This window comes from Dyella sp. 01N36, assembly GCF_056399745.1.
Map to the genome: position 1 here is coordinate 80,594 of NZ_JBFTRY010000004.1, position 16,328 is coordinate 96,921.

A 16,328-nucleotide genomic window follows, 5' to 3' on the forward strand; every position below is an offset into this window, starting at 1 on the left:
GTTACCTGCTCGCCTCGCTATCGCTGTTCTTGGCCAACCAGCCGTAGAAATCCAGGTTCTGGTACAGCGTCGGATCGGCAGCAGCGGCATCGGGCGGCAGTTCGCCGTCGACATCCACGACTTGGCTGGCGCCGGCGGGCTTGGCCGTGGTGGGGCGCTGCACCGGCGAAGACATGAACAAAGCGACGAACGCGATGGCGGCAAACGCCCCTGCCGGCAGCAGCAGCTGCAGCAGTCGGTGCGCCAGCGAGGACTGGTCGGCTTTGGCTAGCGCGTCGCGTCGGGCTGCACGCAGGCGGGCGGCCACGGCCGGGTCGAGCTGGCGCGAAGCCTCGCGATACAGCTCGCGGGCGCGACGTTCGAAGTGGTTGTCAGGCGCATTCATCGCCATGCCTCCAGTTGGTCGCGCAGACGTTGCAGCGCGCGCGACAGGTGTGTTTTAACGCTCCCTTCCGAACATCCCATGGCCTGGGCGGTTTCCGCCACATCCAGGCCTTCCAGCACGCGCAGCATGAAAGCTTCGCGTTGCCGCTGGGGCAGCAGTTTCACGGCTGCTGCCATATCCGCGTAAGACTGTGCATCGTTCAGGCGCTCCAGCGGGCCGGGGCCGGTGTCGGCCGGTTCCCAGGCGGGCAGATCTTCGCCGTCATCATCCTTCCCGCCCAGCCAGCCCACCATGATCGAGCGCACTTTGCGGCGACGCTGCAGATCCACGATGCGCCGGCGCAGGATGCCCCAGAACAGGGGAGTCCATTCCTGCGCGGGTTTTTCGCTGTAATGCTTGACCAGCCTCAGCATGGCGTCCTGGACGGCGTCCATGGCGTCTTCGCGGTGCCCCAGGTTCAGCTCGGCCATGCGAAAGGCGCGGCGTTCCACCTGGGTCAGGAAGGCATTCATCGACGCGGGGGCCGCCCGAACGTCGTCGGCCAACAAATCGGTGTCTAGCGTGGAGACGGCGCTGTTCATGCCGTCCTCATCCGGTTCGTCGGCTCGGCCATCGTGAGACTCCATCGGTACGTCCTCTGCTATCAACGTCCGACGCTCGCACGCGTTGACCCGCAACCGTATAGTGCGGCTACACCGATGTCCTGGCGGGGAGGGGTCATGCTCGACGGTTTCCTGGCGCTTTATGTCTTTATGCTGGCCGCTTTCACGGGATACGAGATCATCGCCCGGGTACCGGTCATTCTGCACACGCCGTTGATGTCCGGCTCCAACTTCATCCACGGCATTGTGCTGGTGGGCGCCATGATAGCGCTAGGCCACGCCCAGACCCCGTTCGAGATGACGATCGGATTTATCGGGGTACTACTGGGTGCCGGCAATGCCGCCGGCGGTTATGTGGTGACCGAACGCATGCTGGAGATGTTCAAGTCCAGCAAGCCCAGCGCCGGCAAGGAGGCGAAGTAATGGCCTGGCTGCCGGTACTGATCAAGGCCTGTTACTTCCTCGCTGCCCTGCTGTTCATCCTCGGTCTCAAGCGCATGAGTTCGCCGCGTTCCGCGCGGGGCGGCATTGTGTGGGCTGGTGTGGGCATGCTGGTGGCGGTGCTGGCCACCTTTGCGCTGCCTGACCTGCACAACCGGGGGCTGATCCTGGCTGCCGTGCTAATCGGCGTCTCCGCCGCCTGGTGGTCGGGGCGGCGCGTGGCCATGACGGACATGCCGCAGATGGTCGCCCTCTACAACGGCATGGGCGGCGGCGCGGCGGCAGCCATCGGCGCCGCCGAGCTGTTCAGTTATGCCGGCAACGCCGTGACCCTGCTGGATGGCGGGCAGTTCACGGCCAGCGGGGCCGATACCCCCGGCACGGCGCAACTGGTGCTGGCCGTACTCGGTGCGCTGATCGGTTCGGTCAGCTTTTCCGGCTCCCTGATCGCTTTTGCCAAGCTGCAGGGCTGGCTGGACCGCCGTTTCGTCTTCCCGGGACAGCGGGTGGTGAACCTGCTGGTGCTGGGCGCCGCCGTGGTGTTGGGCGGGATGATCGCCAGCGGCCACTTGAGCATGCCGCTGATCGTCACCTTCTTCGGGCTGGCCCTGCTGTTCGGCCTGATGATGACCCTGCCGATCGGCGGCGCGGACATGCCGGTGGTGATTTCGCTCTACAACGCCTTTACCGGCCTGGCCGTGGCGTTCGAGGGTTTCGTGCTGCAAAACGAGGCGATGATCATCGCCGGCACCGTGGTGGGTGCCGCCGGTACCTTGCTCACCCAGCTGATGGCCAAGGCGATGAATCGTTCGATCGGCAACGTGCTGTTCGGCAGCTTTGGCGCAGCCGGCGGTGCGGCGCAGGAGATTGCCGGCAGCCAGAAACCGATCGAGGCCAGCGATGCCGCGGTGATGATGGCCTACGCCGAGCGCGTGGTGATCGTGCCCGGTTACGGCATGGCCGTGGCGCAGGCGCAGCACAAGGTGTGGGAATTCGCCAAGCTGCTGATCGAGCGTGGCGTGAAGGTGAAATTTGCCATCCATCCGGTGGCCGGCCGCATGCCCGGCCACATGAATGTGTTGCTGGCGGAAGCGGGTGTGCCCTATGACCTGATCGCCGACATGGACGACATCAATCCCGAATTCCCGCAGACCGACGTGGCCCTGGTGATCGGCGCCAACGACGTGGTCAATCCGCTGGCCAAGACCGATCCGTCCTCGCCGATCTACGGCATGCCCATCCTCGATGTGGCGGACGCCAGACAGGTGATCGTGGTCAAGCGCGGCAAGGGCACCGGCTTTGCCGGCATCGAGAATGCGCTGTTCTACGCGGACAACGCACGCATGCTGTACGGCGATGGCCAGGCGGCTGCCAGTGAACTGGTCGCCGCGCTGAAGACGCTGGAGAGTTGAGGCCCGATCAGCCGCCGGTCTTCGGGGGCTGGTCGTGGCGGAATGCGACGAAGGCAGCGATGCCCATGCCGGCAAGGAACCAGACGTCGTCGACGGGCGTGCAACCCAGTTCGGCGAGCTGGAGCAGCAGGCCCAGACCGGCCGTGCGCATCGAATCGATCAGGCCCAGGCCCATGAGTCCGGAAATGCGGGCCGCGGCCGTCAGCACGTTGACGTAGAGCACCGCGACGAAGGTCGCGGTGGCAGCCAGAAGGGCGGCATGACCGCCGGCCGGGCGAACCCAATGGCGCACGGCCTTGCCCAGCAGCCAGCCCGCCGGCAGCGCCGGCCAGGGCAGGGGGTGGCGCGAGTAGAGCGTCGGAACCATCCAGACCGCGCCGGCAGCCAGCCCCAGCATCAGGGCGCTCACCAGCGCGAACAACAGGGAAAAGGTGGCCCGCACCTTCATGAGCGGCAAGCGACAAACTGGACGGCGGACACGGTATTTCCCGGGCGTAAACTCTCATGATAGCGCGCGGCGGCACGTCGCTGTCCCCGGCCTGAAGTCCCGTGACGCCGCGTCCCCCTTGAGATTGAGGCGGCGCGACCTGATTTCGTCGGCATGACCGGTCGTCAACCGGCATAATAGACAGCTTGGCGTGGCGAAGGCCGCGCCCAACGATGAGAGTTGGCAGGATCGGCATGAGCGGTTTCAGTCTAAGCAGCGAACCTTTCACCCTGGAGCGCGACTGCCAGGCAGTCATGGTGCCCCAAGGCGAAACGGTCAGCCTGCCGGCCGGCCAGATCGGTTACATCACCCAGGCGCTGGGCGGCAGCTTCACCGTCTATGTGGAAGGCAACCTGTTCCGCATCGCCGGCAACGATGCCGACGCGCTGGGCAAGGAACCGCCGCCGCCGATCGAACTGGCCAGCGATGCCAGCGACTCGGACGTCGAAGCGCTCGTGTGGCAGCAGCTGCGTACCGTGTTCGATCCGGAAATCCCGATCAACGTGGTCGAGCTCGGCCTGGTCTATGACGTGAGCGTGGAGCATCCGGCTCCCGACCAGCGCAAGGTCTACGTGAAAATGACCCTGACCGCACCGGGCTGCGGCATGGGCGACATCCTTGTCGACGACGTGCGCACCAAGCTCGAACTCATCCCCACCGTCGCTGAAGCCGACGTGGACCTGGTGTTCGATCCGCCGTGGAATCATTCCATGATGTCGGATGCGGCCAAGCTTGAAACGGGCATGCTCTGACGCCGCAACGCCGGCGTGTTTCCTGTTGAATCGATGATGTGCACGGCTTCGCCCCGTGCGCCGATCGTTTGCGTTCGATACGTTTGATACAGATCGCTGCGCCCACTCGCGGCGACGACAGGCTGCACTCCGCAGTCTGTTTTGTCGTGTTCGGCAAGCTCGTCGGCAGGGTCCGGATTTAGCCGGGAGTTAGCTTCGTCAGCATGGCGTGTAGAGCTTGCTGCGGCGCTTGCGCAATAACTTTCGCGCCTTCGCTTTCGAGCTGAAAGACGCCGGGTTGCAGGCCAAAATTTTAGAATCGATATAACTCGCGCCAGAGCGCCAATGTGATGTTCATGCTGATATTGAGAACGGCATCACCACTTTTTATAAGTGTTTAATCAGTCGGGAAATTAATTGCGTTCCTGTGACTGTCCGCTTGGTGCAAGCAAACGCATGAAAAAACGAATCAACGCAATCGATCGCAGCTAATTGCTGTTTATCGCGGATTTTCAGGCATGCGTTGCTGTCATTGACGCATCGAATTTTCTTGATTAGCGTCAATTAATCCGTCAGCGGGAGGGTTGACGGGTGGTCCTTTGGCGACGAGGGCACCGGCATTCGCGCGGTGGGCGTCGTTTAGCGAGTCTTCGTTCGGGCATGCCGTTCCATGGAATGGCAGGGGGAAAGCAGGCCCGGACGTCTATCGGATCGCAGCACAGTCACGAGACCCGAGGCCGCGCACAGCGGCGCCTTCATGCATGTGGTGCATCGCACCGCATCGGGTCGGTTCGTCCTCAAAAACGTCAAGGAGACAAGAATGACTGTTCGTATCGATTTGCGGGGAAAGGCGATTCGCAAGGCACTGCTGCCGATGGCGATGTCGATGGCCATGGCAGGGACGCTGCATGCGGCGACCAACGATGCCTGGGTAGGCGTCCGCACGCAGGCGGCCATCAGCCGCTCGTCTGGGCTAAGCACCGCAGCCACCACGGCGGCGGCAGGCAACAGCACCTGGACACTGAGCATGCACGGCTCGCCCACCGTCGACGCGGCCACGGTGTCGCCGCTGGAAGCGAGCAAGCCGGTGCATGTGGCGCTCAGCCTCAACCTGCGCAACGTGGATGAGCTGGAGAGGTTCCTGCACGCAGTGAACGATCCCGCCAGCGCGCAGTTCCATCAGTTCCTCACGCCTGCGCAGTTCAAGGCACGCTATGCGCCCACCGACGATCAGGTGGCGCAAGTGCTGGCGCATCTGCGCCAATCAGGCTTCAACCATGTGCAGGTGTCGCCCAACAACATGTTGATCGAGGCCGATGGCAACGCCACCTCGGTCAACGCGGCCTTCCGCACCACCATGCGCACCTTCGCCTTTGGCGGCAAGCAGCGCATCGCCAACGACTCGGCCGTGCAGGTGCCGGCTGCGCTCGGTGGCATCGTCAACGCCGTGCTCGGCCTGCAGAACCTCAACGTGCCGCACACCATGCATCACATCGTGGGGCCGGTGCATGCGAACGCGAACAACGTCGGCATCCAGGCTGCGGCGGTGCAGACCTCGCACAGCCCCAAGGATTTCCCGGCGATCTACGACGCAGGCAGCACGCCGACGGCATCGTCCACCAAGGTCGGCATCATCACCTGGGGTGACATGACCCAGACCATTGCCGATCTGAAAACTTTCACTACCGGCGCCGGCATGAGCACGGTGAACACGCAAGTGGTGAAGACCGGCAGCCAGGCCTATGCGGACGATCCCGATGGCGACGGCGAATGGAACCTGGATAGCCAGACCATCACCGGTACCTCTGGCGGCGTGAACACGCTGATCTTCTACTCCGCGCCCAACTGCGCCAACGACAGCTGCCTCACCGATGCGGCCATCACCGCGGCGTACAACCGCGCGGTGACCGACAACACGGCGAAGGTGATCAACGTGTCGCTGGGCGAGGACGAATCGGCGGCCAATAGCTCAGGCACGCAGTCGGCCGACGATGCGATCTTCGCGCAGGCGGTGGCGCAGGGTCAGACCTTCTCCATCGCTTCGGGCGATGCCGGTGTGTACCAGTGGTCCAGCGATCCGACCGAAGGTGCCCCGGGCTACGTCGCGAACTCCGCGGGCACGGTGAAAATCTCGCTCACCCATTACTCCGTGAGCGAGCCCGCCAGTTCGCCGAACGTGGTGGCGGTCGGCGGCACCACACTCAGCACCACGGGCACCACGTGGTCGGGCGAGACGGTGTGGAACGAAGGCCTGGCGGCCGTCGATCCGAACAATGGCGACAACAACAAGCGCCTGTGGGCCACCGGTGGCGGCGTGAGTCTGTTCGAAGCCGCACCTAGCTGGCAGACCACTGCGCTGGGTTCGTCAGTGACCAAGCGTCAGGTGCCCGACGTGGCGTTCGATGCAGCGCAATCCACTGGCGCCAACATCGTGATCCAGGGCCAGACCTACCAGATCGGCGGCACCAGCCTTGCCTCGCCGATTTTCGTCGGCATCTGGGCGCGCATTCTCTCGGCCAACAACAACACACTGGGCTTGCCGACCCAGAACATGTACGCGCATTTCCCCACCGACGCCACGCCGCTGCATGACGTCACCTCGGGCAACAATGGCTACAGCGGCAACGGCTACACGGCCAAGGCCGGCTACGACAACGCCACCGGCTGGGGTTCGCTCGACATCGCCAAGTTCAACAGCTACGTCACTCAGTACTGGGGCGGCGGCGGTGGTGGTACGGGCGGCACGCCGACGGCGAACTTCAGCTTTGTCACCAATGGCCTCACCGCCAACTTCACCGACAGCTCGACCGATACGGGCGGCAGCATCTCCTCGTACTCGTGGACCTTCGGCGATGGCGGCAGCGCTACAACCGCGAGCCCGAGCCATACCTATGCCGCGGCCGGCACGTATAGCGTCACCGAGACGGTGACCGATGGCGTCAGCGCCAAGACCTCGAGCAAGACCTCGTCGGTGACGGTGACGGGCGGCGGTACGCCGTCGCAGCTGATCGTGAACCCGGGCTTTGAAACCGGCGCGGCCACCCCGTGGACGATCAGCTCCGGCGCGCTCTGCAGCAACAGCACCTGCAGCGGCGAGACGGCGCATGCCGGCACCTGGTTCGTGTGGCTGGACGGTTACGGCAGCGCGCACACCGACACGGCGTCGCAGAAGGTGACCATTCCCAGCGGCAAGAGCTCGGCTACGTTGACCTACTACCTGCACATCGATACCGCCGAGACCACCAGGACCACGGCGTACGACAAACTCACCGTGCAAGTACTCAACAGCAGCGGCACCTTGCTGAAGACCCTGGTCACGTACTCGAACCTCAACGCAGCGGCGGGTTACTCGCTCGCGACTTTCGATCTCAGCGCGTACATCGGCCAGACGGTGACGATCAAGTTCACCGGCACGGAGGATTCGTCCGAGCAGACCTCGTTCGTCCTCGATGATGTAAATCTCAACGTGCAGTAATCACGGTGTTGTAAAAGCAAAAGGCCCGGTCAGTGATGGCCGGGCCTTTCTCTTTGCAGCGATAGCGTGGCAATCAGCCGTTGTTCTCTTCAAAGCGATTGGCGTCGCGGTTCTTGCGCACCTTGGACGGGTCCCACACGCGGCCGTTCATGGTGATGTACACGCCATCGGGCAGGGTCTGCACGGCGGCCACGGCGCAACCGATGTTGAACACCGCATCGGAACCCTGGAAGCGCGCCGGATTGAGCGCACCGGTGAGCACGATCACCTTGCCCTTGATGCTGGCGAGCTCGCGCGCGGTTTCGACCATGGTGTCGGTGCCGTGCGTGACCAGCACGTGGCGATGCGGCTGCGCTTCGATGGTGGAACGCACGAGGGCGCGATCCTCGTCGCCCATGTGCAGGCTGTCCTTGCGCAGGATCGGGATCACGTCGAACTGGAACGCCACGCCCAGCTGGCTGAGGATGTCGCCGATCTGGGGCGAGCCGATCTTGTAGTCCGACTTGTCGTCGAAATAGATCTTGTCGATGGTGCCGCCGGTGGTGACGATGGTCAGATGCTGCATGGTCGGGAGTCGCCAGGGTGGGGGAGGCCGGTATTTTAGGGCCAACGACCGATCTCCGCATGCCCAGGCTCAGCCTGAGGCCCCTCAAGCCCTTGTGGGAGCGCACCCTGTGCGCGACAGCCCGCCTCAGTCCGGGCACGTCCAGTCGCGCACAGGGTGCGCTCCCACAAGGGCAGCGATTCAGTGCGGGCCGAGTAACAACGCGGTATCGGTAGCGTCGGCGGTGGAGAAACGTGCCAATCCATGCGCCACGAAACGCCGCAGCGCAGCGCCCGTACGCGCATGGCCATGCGGGGCCGACCACGTGTCGTGACGCGCCAGCAGGGCCGCCGCGGTGCAGCGGGCGAGGGTGATCGCCAGTCCACGGGCGCCGGCTTCCAGCGACGCCCGCTCGYCGGCCCGCGAGTGCAGGTAGGCACCGGCACCATCCAGTGCCCGATGGATTTCCTGCCGCGCGTGCGCATCGATGCTGTCGGCCAGCCAGCCTTCGATCGCTGTGCGCAAGGCCCCGAGATTCTCCCCAGCCAGCGCGCGCAGGCTGTCCAGCGACAATACGTTGGTGGTGCCTTCCCAGATCGCATAGACCTGCGCATCGCGCAGCAGCTGGGGCAGGCCGGTGTCCTCGATATAGCCGGCGCCGCCGAAACATTCGAGCGCTTCGGAACACAGTTTCACTGCCAGCTTGCCGGTCCACAGCTTGGCCAAGGGCGTGAGCAGTCGCAGCAGGGCGATTTCATGCGGCTGCGCCACGCCGTGTTCCACTCGTCCGAGCAGATGCGCCACTTCGAAGGTGAGCGCAAACGCGCCTTCGAATTCGGCCTGCATGTCCGCGAGAGTCTGCGCATGCAGCGGCTGATCGATCAGTCGCTTGCCGAACGCCTGGCGGCGCGTGGCGTAATCGCGAGCCAGCGAAAGCGCCCGTGCCATGCTGGCGGTGGCGCCCACTGCATTCCACGTGCGCGTGATGTTGAGCATCGGCGCCACCTGGCGCACGCCATTCGCCAACTCGCCCAGTGGCCACGCGGGCAGACCGTCGAGATGGATCTCCGCCGTCGGCAACTCATGCGTGCCGAGTTTGTCTTTCAGGCGATCGATGATGAGTTCCGGCTTGCGGCGCTCGCCATCCATCGTTTCGACGTAGAACAGGGCAAGTGCGCCGGGGCCATTGCCTGCGTCCTCGGGGCGTGCGAGTCCCAGCGCCATTTCGCCGACCACCGCTGAACTGAACCACTTGCGTCCGTAGAGACGCCACTGTCCAGAGGCGTCCTGGCGGGCCATGGTCTCCGTATTGCCGACGTCCGAGCCGCCCGCGTTCTCGGTCATCCACTGTCCGCTCAACCAGAACGTGGACGGATCGCGACTGAGCAAGCGCGGCAGTGCGCGTTCGATGAGCGCCTTATTGCCTGAGGCCTTGAGCGCGGTAGCGGCGCCGTCGGTCATCGCCAACGGGCAGCTATAGAACTCGCTGGCCACGTGATACAGGTAGACGCGCGCGAATTCTTCCAACCGTGCGTGCTCATGCGCCTCATGGCCCGATGCGAGCACCGCATATTTGGTGGTGATGTGCGGGCCTTCTTGCCAGGCTTGGGTGAGCTCGATGCGATCGACGCGGTTACCCCAGGCGTCCCATTGCGTGAGCACGGGCTTGTGGCGCGTGCTGCGGCAGGCGCGCTCCCATTCCATCACGGCGTAATCGCCCAGCGCCTGCAGGTCGGGCTCGATGGCGGCGAGTCGTGCCGGTGGCAGCGCGCGCCGCAGCGTGGCGTGCAGCAGGGGATCGGCGCGATAGGGGTGAGCGAGCTGCGGCGGGGCTTGCAGGAATCCCATGGGCGGGGTCTCGGCGGAGCGGTGTGGTCGAGTATAGGTCTGGGGCGTGGCGGTGATGCAGGGCATCCGCCCGCCGCGTTATACCGGGGGCCCGAGGGTCAAGAGCCCGACCATGCCAGGCGTTGCCGGGAAGCTGTTTGTTTGTTGTAGGAGCGCACTTGTGCGCGACCGCAGCGCGTGGGTGTATCGCTCCGTCAGGTGGTCGCGCACAAGTGCGCTCCTACAAGGGAGCCGAGGCCTTGTTGGCGGATCAAGTCTGCGGCTGGCTATTTGTGGGAGCGCACCCTGTGCGCGACGAACCTACGGAGCGGTACTCCCAGCGTGGCTGTCGCGCACAGGGTGCGCTCCCACAGACAAGCAGTTCCACTACCCACAAGGAGAGGAAGCTAACTCAATGCGCCCGCTCACTATCCAAATGCGCCATCTGCGCCGCGGCGTAACGCTCTCCGGCCGCCGAATTCTTCGGCACTGCGGCCTCAATGGTGGCCAAATCCTGCGCGCTCAGCGAAACCTCCAGCGATCCCAGCGCCTCCTGCAGTCGATCGCGGCGACGCGCGCCGACCAGCGGCACGATGTCCTTGCCTTGAGCTGCCACCCACGCAATGGCCAGTTGGGCGACGGAGACGTTTTTCTCTTCTGCGATGTTGCGTAGCGCGTCCACGAGCGCAAGATTGTGGTCGACATTGCCCGCCTGGAAGCGCGGGCTGATCGCACGAAAATCGCCCTTGCCGGCGTTGTTCTTATCCCAATGCCCGCTGATCAGGCCGCGCGACAGCACGCCGTACGCAGTGATGCCGATACCCAGCTCGCGACAGGTCTGCAGAATGCCGTCCTCGATGCCGCGCGAGATCAGCGAGTACTCGATCTGCAGATCGGCGATCGGATGCACGGCAGCTGCACGACGAATGGTTTCCGGGCCCACTTCGGACAGGCCGATGTGGCGCACGTAGCCTGCCTTGACCATATCGGCGATGGCGCCAATGGTCTCTTCGATCGGTACGTTAGGGTCCAGACGCGCGGGGCGATAGACGTCGATGTAATCCACGCCCAGGCGCTGCAGGGTGTAGGCGAGGAAATTTTTCATTGCGGCGGGGCGCGTGTCATTGCCGCCCCAGCCATTGGCCGGATCGCGCAACGCGCCGAACTTCACGCTGATCAGGGCTTTTTCTCGCGGCACGTTCTTCAGCGCCTCACCGATCAGCATTTCGTTGTGGCCCATGCCGTAGAAGTCGCCGGTGTCGAGCAGGTCAATGCCGGCGTCCAGCGCCGCGTGGATGGTGGCGATGCTTTCGGCGCGGTCGGACGGTCCGTACATGCCCGACATGCCCATGCAGCCCAGGCCAAGGGCGGAAACGCGGGGACCGGTGGCGCCAAGTTGACGATGTTGCATCGTGGGTTCTCCTGAAGGTGGCCGCGTAGGCGGTGAGGATGGCTCGGAGGGAAGTATGGCGGCGCGCTCGGTGTACGATAATCCGGTCCTATCCGTACGACCTGTGCCGGAATCCGCACAATGGAAGAGCTTGGCCTAGCCGATATCGAAGCCTTCATCGCGGTGGCGCGTGCCCGTGGTTTTCGCGGCGCGGCCCTGCAGGGCAATGTTTCCGCCTCGGCGTTGAGCGCGGCCTTGCGGCGGTTGGAAGCACGTCTTGGCGTGCGCCTGCTCAACCGCACCACACGCAGCGTCACGCCCACAGAAGCCGGGCAGCGCCTGCTTGATCGCCTGGCGCCACTGGTGGGAGAGATTGGCGGCGCGCTCGACAGCATCAATGCCTATCGCGACAGCCCTGCCGGCACGTTGCGCCTCAACGTGCCCTCCATCGTGGCGCGACACGTGCTGCCGCCGATAGCCACGCGCTTTCTGAAAGCGCATCCGGGCATCACGCTCGATGTGATCACCGACGACGCCTTCGTCGACATGCTGGCGGCGGGTTGCGATGCAGGCATCCGCTACGAAGAGCGCGTCGAGCGCGACATGATCGCGATGCCCATCGGTCCGCGTACGCAGCGCTTCGCGGCAGCGGCGTCACCCGCCTATCTGGCCAAGTATGGATCTCCGGGCAGCCCGCAGGACCTGGTGAATCACGCCTGCATCCGCCATCGCTTTCCCAGCGGCGTGATCGCGGCCTGGGAGTTCGAGCGGCGCGGCAAGGTCGTGCGCATACGACCGGATGGCCGCCTGCTCGCCTCCACCATCGAGATGGAAGTGGAGGCTGCCGTCGCAGGCCTCGGCATCATCCACACCTTCGAGGAGTTCCTGCAGCCTGCGCTCGCCGACGGCGCCTTGCTGCCCGTGCTGGAAGAGTGGTGCCAGCCCTTCACCGGGCCGTTGCTGTATTACCCCAGCCGTGCACATATGCCGGCGCCACTGCGTGCCTTCGTCGATTTCATCAAAGGCGAAGGCACGCAGCAGGGGGACGGTGAAGTGCGCCGGACAAAGTGATCAGGGTTTGCGGAATTTGTAGATGAAGCGATCCGTGTTGCCTTTGACCGACGGGTCACGGATGCCCTTGGTGTGATCGTCGGCAGGATTGCGCAGCGCGTCGCTTTCGCTGTCGAACTGGAAACCCACCGCCGTCAGTTCGCTCTTCACCGCGGCGGGATCGATGCGGTGCAGATCGTTGGTCTTGGTGATGCCGGTGCCGTCGGCCGCCGCATGATCGAGCACGATCAGGATGCCGCCGGGTTTCAGGGCGTCGAACAGGCTCTTGTCGAGTTTGGCCATGTCCGGCGTACCCATGAAGGGATCGTGCAGGTCGTGGTAGTTCTGCGAGGTCCAGATCACATCCACCGGTTCGGGCAACTTCAGTTCATTGACCGGTTCCACCAGCACGGTGACGTTGGCGTAACCCTCCTTGCCGGCAAAGCTGCGCACGCTTTCCAGGCCCTTGGGCGCGATCTTGTCCATCTCGGCGGGCTGCAGCGCGTAGACCTTGCCCTTGCTGCCGACCATGCGACTGAACAGGCGCGTGTAATAACCCTTGCCCGGCATCAGATCCACGACGATGTCGCCGGGCTTGATGCCGGTATAGCCAAGTACGACGGCAGGCTTGCGCTGTGCATCCAGCGCGCGGTCTTCCTCGGGGCGGTTCTTGTCGGCGATGGCGAGCCCGACGAAGCTGGGCAGTGGATGCGTAGGCGCAGCCGCCATGGCCGCAGAAACAGTGAGCAACGCAGACACTACGATCAGGCAAACACGTTTCATGTCGTCAATCCTCAGTGCACGTAGTTGAGAGCGATAGCAGGCGTGACGGACGACGATGTGCGGTTGCCCGAAGGGATGACGCGCACGCCCAGCAAGAGGCCGATGTTCGGCGACCAATTGTATTCGACGGCCGGAGCGAAACCGATGTAACGGTTTGAACGCGCACCCAGTGGCGTGTCGGGTGGAAAGGGATCGTTGCTGGCGAACTCCTGACCGCCTACATGCGTGCTGCTGTTGTGGTTGTAGATCACATCGAGCGCCAGCACCCAGCGTCGCGTGAGGCTGTACTCGAACGAGGCATTGGCGAAGGCATTGTTGCCGGGGCGCGCATGGCCACGAAAACTTGCGTCGGTGCCGTAGACGCTTACGCCTTCCACATCCGCGCTGGAGGAAAACGAGAAAGAGATGTTGAAGCGCACGCGCAGGATGCGGCCATTGGGCATCCATAAATACGTTTGCGTATTCAGGCCGATGGTCGTGGTGTACGCGCCGCTGCCGAGGCCGTCGGCGGGGCGATCGCCAAGACGATCGTATTTCCCGGACGGAAACGTCTCCTGCAACTGGATCGCCACGGTAGGCAGCCAACTGCCTTCGTGGAACTGCCGCAACCGATATTGCGCCTGCAAGGTGATGTCGCCCACCTGGATGCCGCTGCTGTTCGGCGCGCCGCTGACGCGGTTGTAGCCGAACACCGGAATGATGCCCATGGTGAATTTGTTGGCCACGCCATAGTTGATGTACGTACGCGAGCCAAAACTGTCCACACCACGACTGGTGACGTCGTAGAGATAGGGCTCCAGAAGCATGTGCCCGGGCGGCAGGGTCTCGGCCGAGTTGGCCATCATCGGGCCGGTCCACCAGGCGTTCTCGCGGGTTTGCGGCACTTCGGTTGCCGAGGACTCATCCTGCGCATACGCACGCTGGCACGTGCCCGGCAGGCATAGCAGCAGTGCCAGGCACAACACGAAAAAGCGTGTGTCGATCAGCGATGAGGGCAATGGGCTCTTCATGGTTGATGGCCAGGGCGGACGGGTGCAAGCTATGCCCGCAAGTGGTTGGCTTAAATAGCCACTTTGTGCCGGATCGACATGACCACTATGGAGTCGGCCCCATGCAGCGCATCCCCGCCGGATTTTTGCCCCCCGTTGCCATGGACGCCGGCAGCGATACACCCATGTACCAGCAGTTGTCGGACTGGTTCCGCCGAGCCATCAGCAGTGGACAGTTGCGGCCGGGGCAGCGCGTGCCATCGACCCGCAGCCTCGCCAATGAACTGGGCATTTCGCGCATTCCAGTGCTGGGCGCCTACGAACAGTTGCAGGCGGAAGGCTTCCTCGAAACCTTTACCGGCGCCGGTACCTGCGTGGCGCGCGCCATTCCTTCGGACCTGACGGTGCAGCGGGTGAAGGCGGCGCGCCCGGAGCCGGCGGCGACGGGCGGAGGCTCGCGGCGCACCTCTCTGCGCGCCGCCCAGATGCGTACGCCGGATGCCACCTGGCTGGCCAATATGGGCGCATTCCGCGTTGGCCTGCCGGCGCTGGATGCGTTTCCTTCGGCGCTATGGTCGAAGCTGGTGAGCCGCCACGCGCGTCATCTGTCGGCGGAGGCGATGGGTTACGGCGACCCGATGGGCCATCTGCCATTGCGCGAGGCCATCGCCGAATATCTGGGCGTGGCGCGCGCCGTGCGCTGCGATGCCTCGCAGATCCTGATCACCACCGGCTCGCAGCAAGCGCTGCAGATCTGCGCCCACGTGCTGCTGGACCCCGGTGAGCGCGTGTGGATGGAGGATCCCGGTTATCCCGGTGCGCACCAGGCGCTGCGCACCGCTGGCGCGGAACTGGTGCCCGTGCCGGTGGATGCGGAGGGCATCGATGTGGCGCACGGCGCGCGTGTCGGTGCGGGCGCCCGCGCGATCTACATCTCGCCGTCGCACCAGTTCCCGCTGGGCATGGCGATGAGCGCATCGCGACGCATGCAGCTGTTGCATTGGGCGGCGAGCAACGACGCCTGGATCATCGAAGACGATTACGACAGCGAATACCGCTTCGGCAGCCGACCGCTGTCTTCGCTGCAGGGCGCTGACACGCATGCACGGGTGATTTATCTGGGCACCTTCAGCAAGGTGATGTTTCCCGCATTGCGGCTGGGCTACATCGTGGTGCCGGATGATCTCGTCGCCGATTTCCATGCCGGGCGCGATGCGATCGATACCTTCTCCTCCATGCTCTATCAGTCCGCCATGACCGAATTCATCCGCGAAGGCCACTTCGCGCGGCATATCCGCAGCATGCGAACGCTCTACATGCAGCGTCGCGAAGCCGTGCACGACGCGATCGGCAAGTATCTTGGCGAGCGATTGGAAGTGATCGGCACGGAAGCGGGCATGCAGCTTGCGGGGCTCTTGCCGCACGGGGTGGATGACGTGGCGGTGTCGCGCAAGGCAGCGAGCAAGGGCGTCTCGGTGCGGCCGCTGACGCCGTGCTATCTGGAGCCGCCATCTCGGGGCGGGCTGCTGTTGGGGTATGGCGGGGCGAATCTGGCGCAGATTGATGAGGGGGTGCGGAGGTTGGCGGAGTGTTTTTAGCTGGGGTTGGGGTGTTTGCGTCTTTTGAGATGGTGGTGAGCTTTATCGTTGCTCGTTGTTCCTGCGAATGTGGCACAGGCATTTATCGGGAGGAGTGCCGCTGGTTGCGTGCCATTGGTTTGGCTTCCGGATGCAGCCTGCCTTCTAGCTGGTCATCAAGGCGGAGGCCGCCTCTTTGCGCGTCATCCCGGTGCAGGCCGGAGGCGCTTCTCAACAGCGAAACTGGTCATCCAGATTCGTCAGTCTTCGGTTGTCGCCTCGAGGCAAGGGTGCCGCCTACGCGGCGGGCGTTTCGAACGGCTGCCGCCGCTCGAGTCACTTTTCTCTTGCTGGCCCAAGAGATCCCACGGGACTAGCTTCGCGTCGAAAGTAACCCAAAGAGAATGGCCTAAAACGCCCGCAGCATCGTGCTTGGATAAGCCCGAACGCTTGAGGCGCGCTGTTGTGGGACAACCTCCGAGGGTACACAGCGGGTACCTCAATGCGCTGCGCAACGCGCCCGAATCGCTGAGGACTTAAAGCGGGGCCTCGCTTCGCATCGGCTTTGGGCATCGCTCATTTTCTCTCCAACGCCCGCTTGTCTGTGGGAGCGCACCCTGTGCGCGACAGCCACG

The 16,328-nt window shown here is 64.2% G+C and carries 14 protein-coding genes; 6 read left to right on the plus strand and 8 right to left on the minus strand.

Annotated elements, in window-relative coordinates; all coding sequences use genetic code 11:
• Nucleotide 1: 1 nt before the first annotated feature.
• Nucleotides 2–385, minus strand: coding sequence for a hypothetical protein (locus AC1DMG_RS02145; RefSeq protein WP_477177019.1), 384 nt, complete (start codon nt 383–385; stop codon nt 2–4).
• Nucleotides 382–966, minus strand: a complete 585-nt coding sequence (locus tag AC1DMG_RS02150) for an RNA polymerase sigma factor (protein ID WP_477177027.1) — start codon at nt 964–966, stop codon at nt 382–384. The genes AC1DMG_RS02145 and AC1DMG_RS02150 overlap by 4 nt, the downstream gene beginning before the upstream one ends.
• Nucleotides 967–1,104: 138 nt before the next feature.
• Between AC1DMG_RS02150 and AC1DMG_RS02155 the strand changes: the two genes are divergently transcribed.
• Both AC1DMG_RS02155 and AC1DMG_RS02160 read left to right on the plus strand, forming a co-directional pair.
• The gene (locus AC1DMG_RS02155) at nt 1,105–1,410 is read left to right on the plus strand and encodes an NAD(P) transhydrogenase subunit alpha part 2 (protein ID WP_441602932.1); all 306 of its coding nucleotides are present in this window, start codon (nt 1,105–1,107) and stop codon (nt 1,408–1,410) included.
• Entirely contained in the window at nt 1,410–2,840 is a 1,431-nt protein-coding gene (locus tag AC1DMG_RS02160) for an NAD(P)(+) transhydrogenase (Re/Si-specific) subunit beta (protein ID WP_441602931.1), read from the plus strand. The genes AC1DMG_RS02155 and AC1DMG_RS02160 overlap by 1 nt, the downstream gene beginning before the upstream one ends.
• Nucleotides 2,841–2,847: 7 nt before the next feature.
• Here the strand turns inward: AC1DMG_RS02160 and AC1DMG_RS02165 are convergent, their stop codons facing one another.
• Entirely contained in the window at nt 2,848–3,288 is a 441-nt protein-coding gene (locus AC1DMG_RS02165) for a hypothetical protein (protein ID WP_477177020.1), read from the minus strand.
• A 233-nt stretch (nt 3,289–3,521) separates the two neighbouring features.
• On the opposite strand from AC1DMG_RS02165, the gene sufT reads away from it, so the two are divergent.
• Nucleotides 3,522–4,079: a putative Fe-S cluster assembly protein SufT gene (sufT, locus tag AC1DMG_RS02170; RefSeq protein WP_046973058.1), complete on the plus strand. Its 558-nt coding sequence runs from the start codon at nt 3,522–3,524 to the stop codon at nt 4,077–4,079.
• A 799-nt stretch (nt 4,080–4,878) separates the two neighbouring features.
• A complete protein-coding gene (locus tag AC1DMG_RS02175; protein WP_477177021.1) occupies nt 4,879–7,533 on the plus strand; it encodes a protease pro-enzyme activation domain-containing protein in 2,655 nt (884 codons plus the stop codon).
• 73 nt (nt 7,534–7,606) lie between these two features.
• Here AC1DMG_RS02175 and AC1DMG_RS02180 read toward each other — a convergent pair whose 3' ends face one another.
• From AC1DMG_RS02180 to AC1DMG_RS02190, 3 genes are all read right to left on the minus strand, one after another.
• On the minus strand, nt 7,607–8,098 hold the full coding sequence (locus AC1DMG_RS02180) for an asparaginase domain-containing protein (protein ID WP_441602926.1): 492 nt from the start codon (nt 8,096–8,098) through the stop codon (nt 7,607–7,609).
• 180 nt (nt 8,099–8,278) lie between these two features.
• A complete protein-coding gene (locus tag AC1DMG_RS02185) occupies nt 8,279–9,925 on the minus strand; it encodes an acyl-CoA dehydrogenase family protein (RefSeq protein ID WP_477180145.1) in 1,647 nt (548 codons plus the stop codon).
• Between the two features lie 391 nt (nt 9,926–10,316).
• Entirely contained in the window at nt 10,317–11,315 is a 999-nt protein-coding gene (locus AC1DMG_RS02190) for an aldo/keto reductase (RefSeq protein ID WP_477177023.1), read from the minus strand.
• Nucleotides 11,316–11,459: 144 nt separating this feature from the next.
• On the opposite strand from AC1DMG_RS02190, the gene AC1DMG_RS02195 reads away from it, so the two are divergent.
• The gene (locus AC1DMG_RS02195; RefSeq protein ID WP_477177028.1) at nt 11,460–12,365 is read left to right on the plus strand and encodes a LysR family transcriptional regulator; all 906 of its coding nucleotides are present in this window, start codon (nt 11,460–11,462) and stop codon (nt 12,363–12,365) included.
• Here AC1DMG_RS02195 and AC1DMG_RS02200 read toward each other — a convergent pair whose 3' ends face one another.
• Both AC1DMG_RS02200 and AC1DMG_RS02205 read right to left on the minus strand, forming a co-directional pair.
• Nucleotides 12,366–13,127 carry a class I SAM-dependent methyltransferase gene (locus tag AC1DMG_RS02200; protein ID WP_477177024.1) on the minus strand — a complete coding sequence of 254 codons (762 nt, stop codon included), beginning with the start codon at nt 13,125–13,127 and terminating at the stop codon, nt 12,366–12,368.
• Nucleotides 13,128–13,138: 11 nt separating this feature from the next.
• Nucleotides 13,139–14,137, minus strand: coding sequence for a transporter (locus AC1DMG_RS02205; RefSeq protein ID WP_477177025.1), 999 nt, complete (start codon nt 14,135–14,137; stop codon nt 13,139–13,141).
• 101 nt (nt 14,138–14,238) lie between these two features.
• On the opposite strand from AC1DMG_RS02205, the gene pdxR reads away from it, so the two are divergent.
• Nucleotides 14,239–15,714, plus strand: coding sequence for a MocR-like pyridoxine biosynthesis transcription factor PdxR (gene pdxR / locus AC1DMG_RS02210; RefSeq protein ID WP_477177026.1), 1,476 nt, complete (start codon nt 14,239–14,241; stop codon nt 15,712–15,714).
• Nucleotides 15,715–16,328: the final 614 nt, after the last annotated feature.

Bases quoted from the DNA above. Each gene is read 5' to 3' on its own strand.
- AC1DMG_RS02150 (WP_477177027.1), bottom strand. From the start codon at position 966: ATGAACAGCGCCGTCTCCACGCTAGACACCGATTTGTTGGCCGACGAC.
- AC1DMG_RS02155 (WP_441602932.1), top strand. From the start codon at position 1,105: ATGCTCGACGGTTTCCTGGCGCTTTATGTCTTTATGCTGGCCGCTTTC.
- AC1DMG_RS02205 (WP_477177025.1), bottom strand. From the start codon at position 14,137: ATGAAGAGCCCATTGCCCTCATCGCTGATCGACACACGCTTTTTCGTG.
- AC1DMG_RS02175 (WP_477177021.1), top strand. From the start codon at position 4,879: ATGACTGTTCGTATCGATTTGCGGGGAAAGGCGATTCGCAAGGCACTG.
- AC1DMG_RS02200 (WP_477177024.1), bottom strand. From the start codon at position 13,127: ATGAAACGTGTTTGCCTGATCGTAGTGTCTGCGTTGCTCACTGTTTCT.
- AC1DMG_RS02190 (WP_477177023.1), bottom strand. From the start codon at position 11,315: ATGCAACATCGTCAACTTGGCGCCACCGGTCCCCGCGTTTCCGCCCTT.
- AC1DMG_RS02180 (WP_441602926.1), bottom strand. From the start codon at position 8,098: ATGCAGCATCTGACCATCGTCACCACCGGCGGCACCATCGACAAGATC.
- AC1DMG_RS02160 (WP_441602931.1), top strand. From the start codon at position 1,410: ATGGCCTGGCTGCCGGTACTGATCAAGGCCTGTTACTTCCTCGCTGCC.
- AC1DMG_RS02165 (WP_477177020.1), bottom strand. From the start codon at position 3,288: ATGAAGGTGCGGGCCACCTTTTCCCTGTTGTTCGCGCTGGTGAGCGCC.
- pdxR (WP_477177026.1), top strand. From the start codon at position 14,239: ATGCAGCGCATCCCCGCCGGATTTTTGCCCCCCGTTGCCATGGACGCC.
- AC1DMG_RS02145 (WP_477177019.1), bottom strand. From the start codon at position 385: ATGAATGCGCCTGACAACCACTTCGAACGTCGCGCCCGCGAGCTGTAT.
- sufT (WP_046973058.1), top strand. From the start codon at position 3,522: ATGAGCGGTTTCAGTCTAAGCAGCGAACCTTTCACCCTGGAGCGCGAC.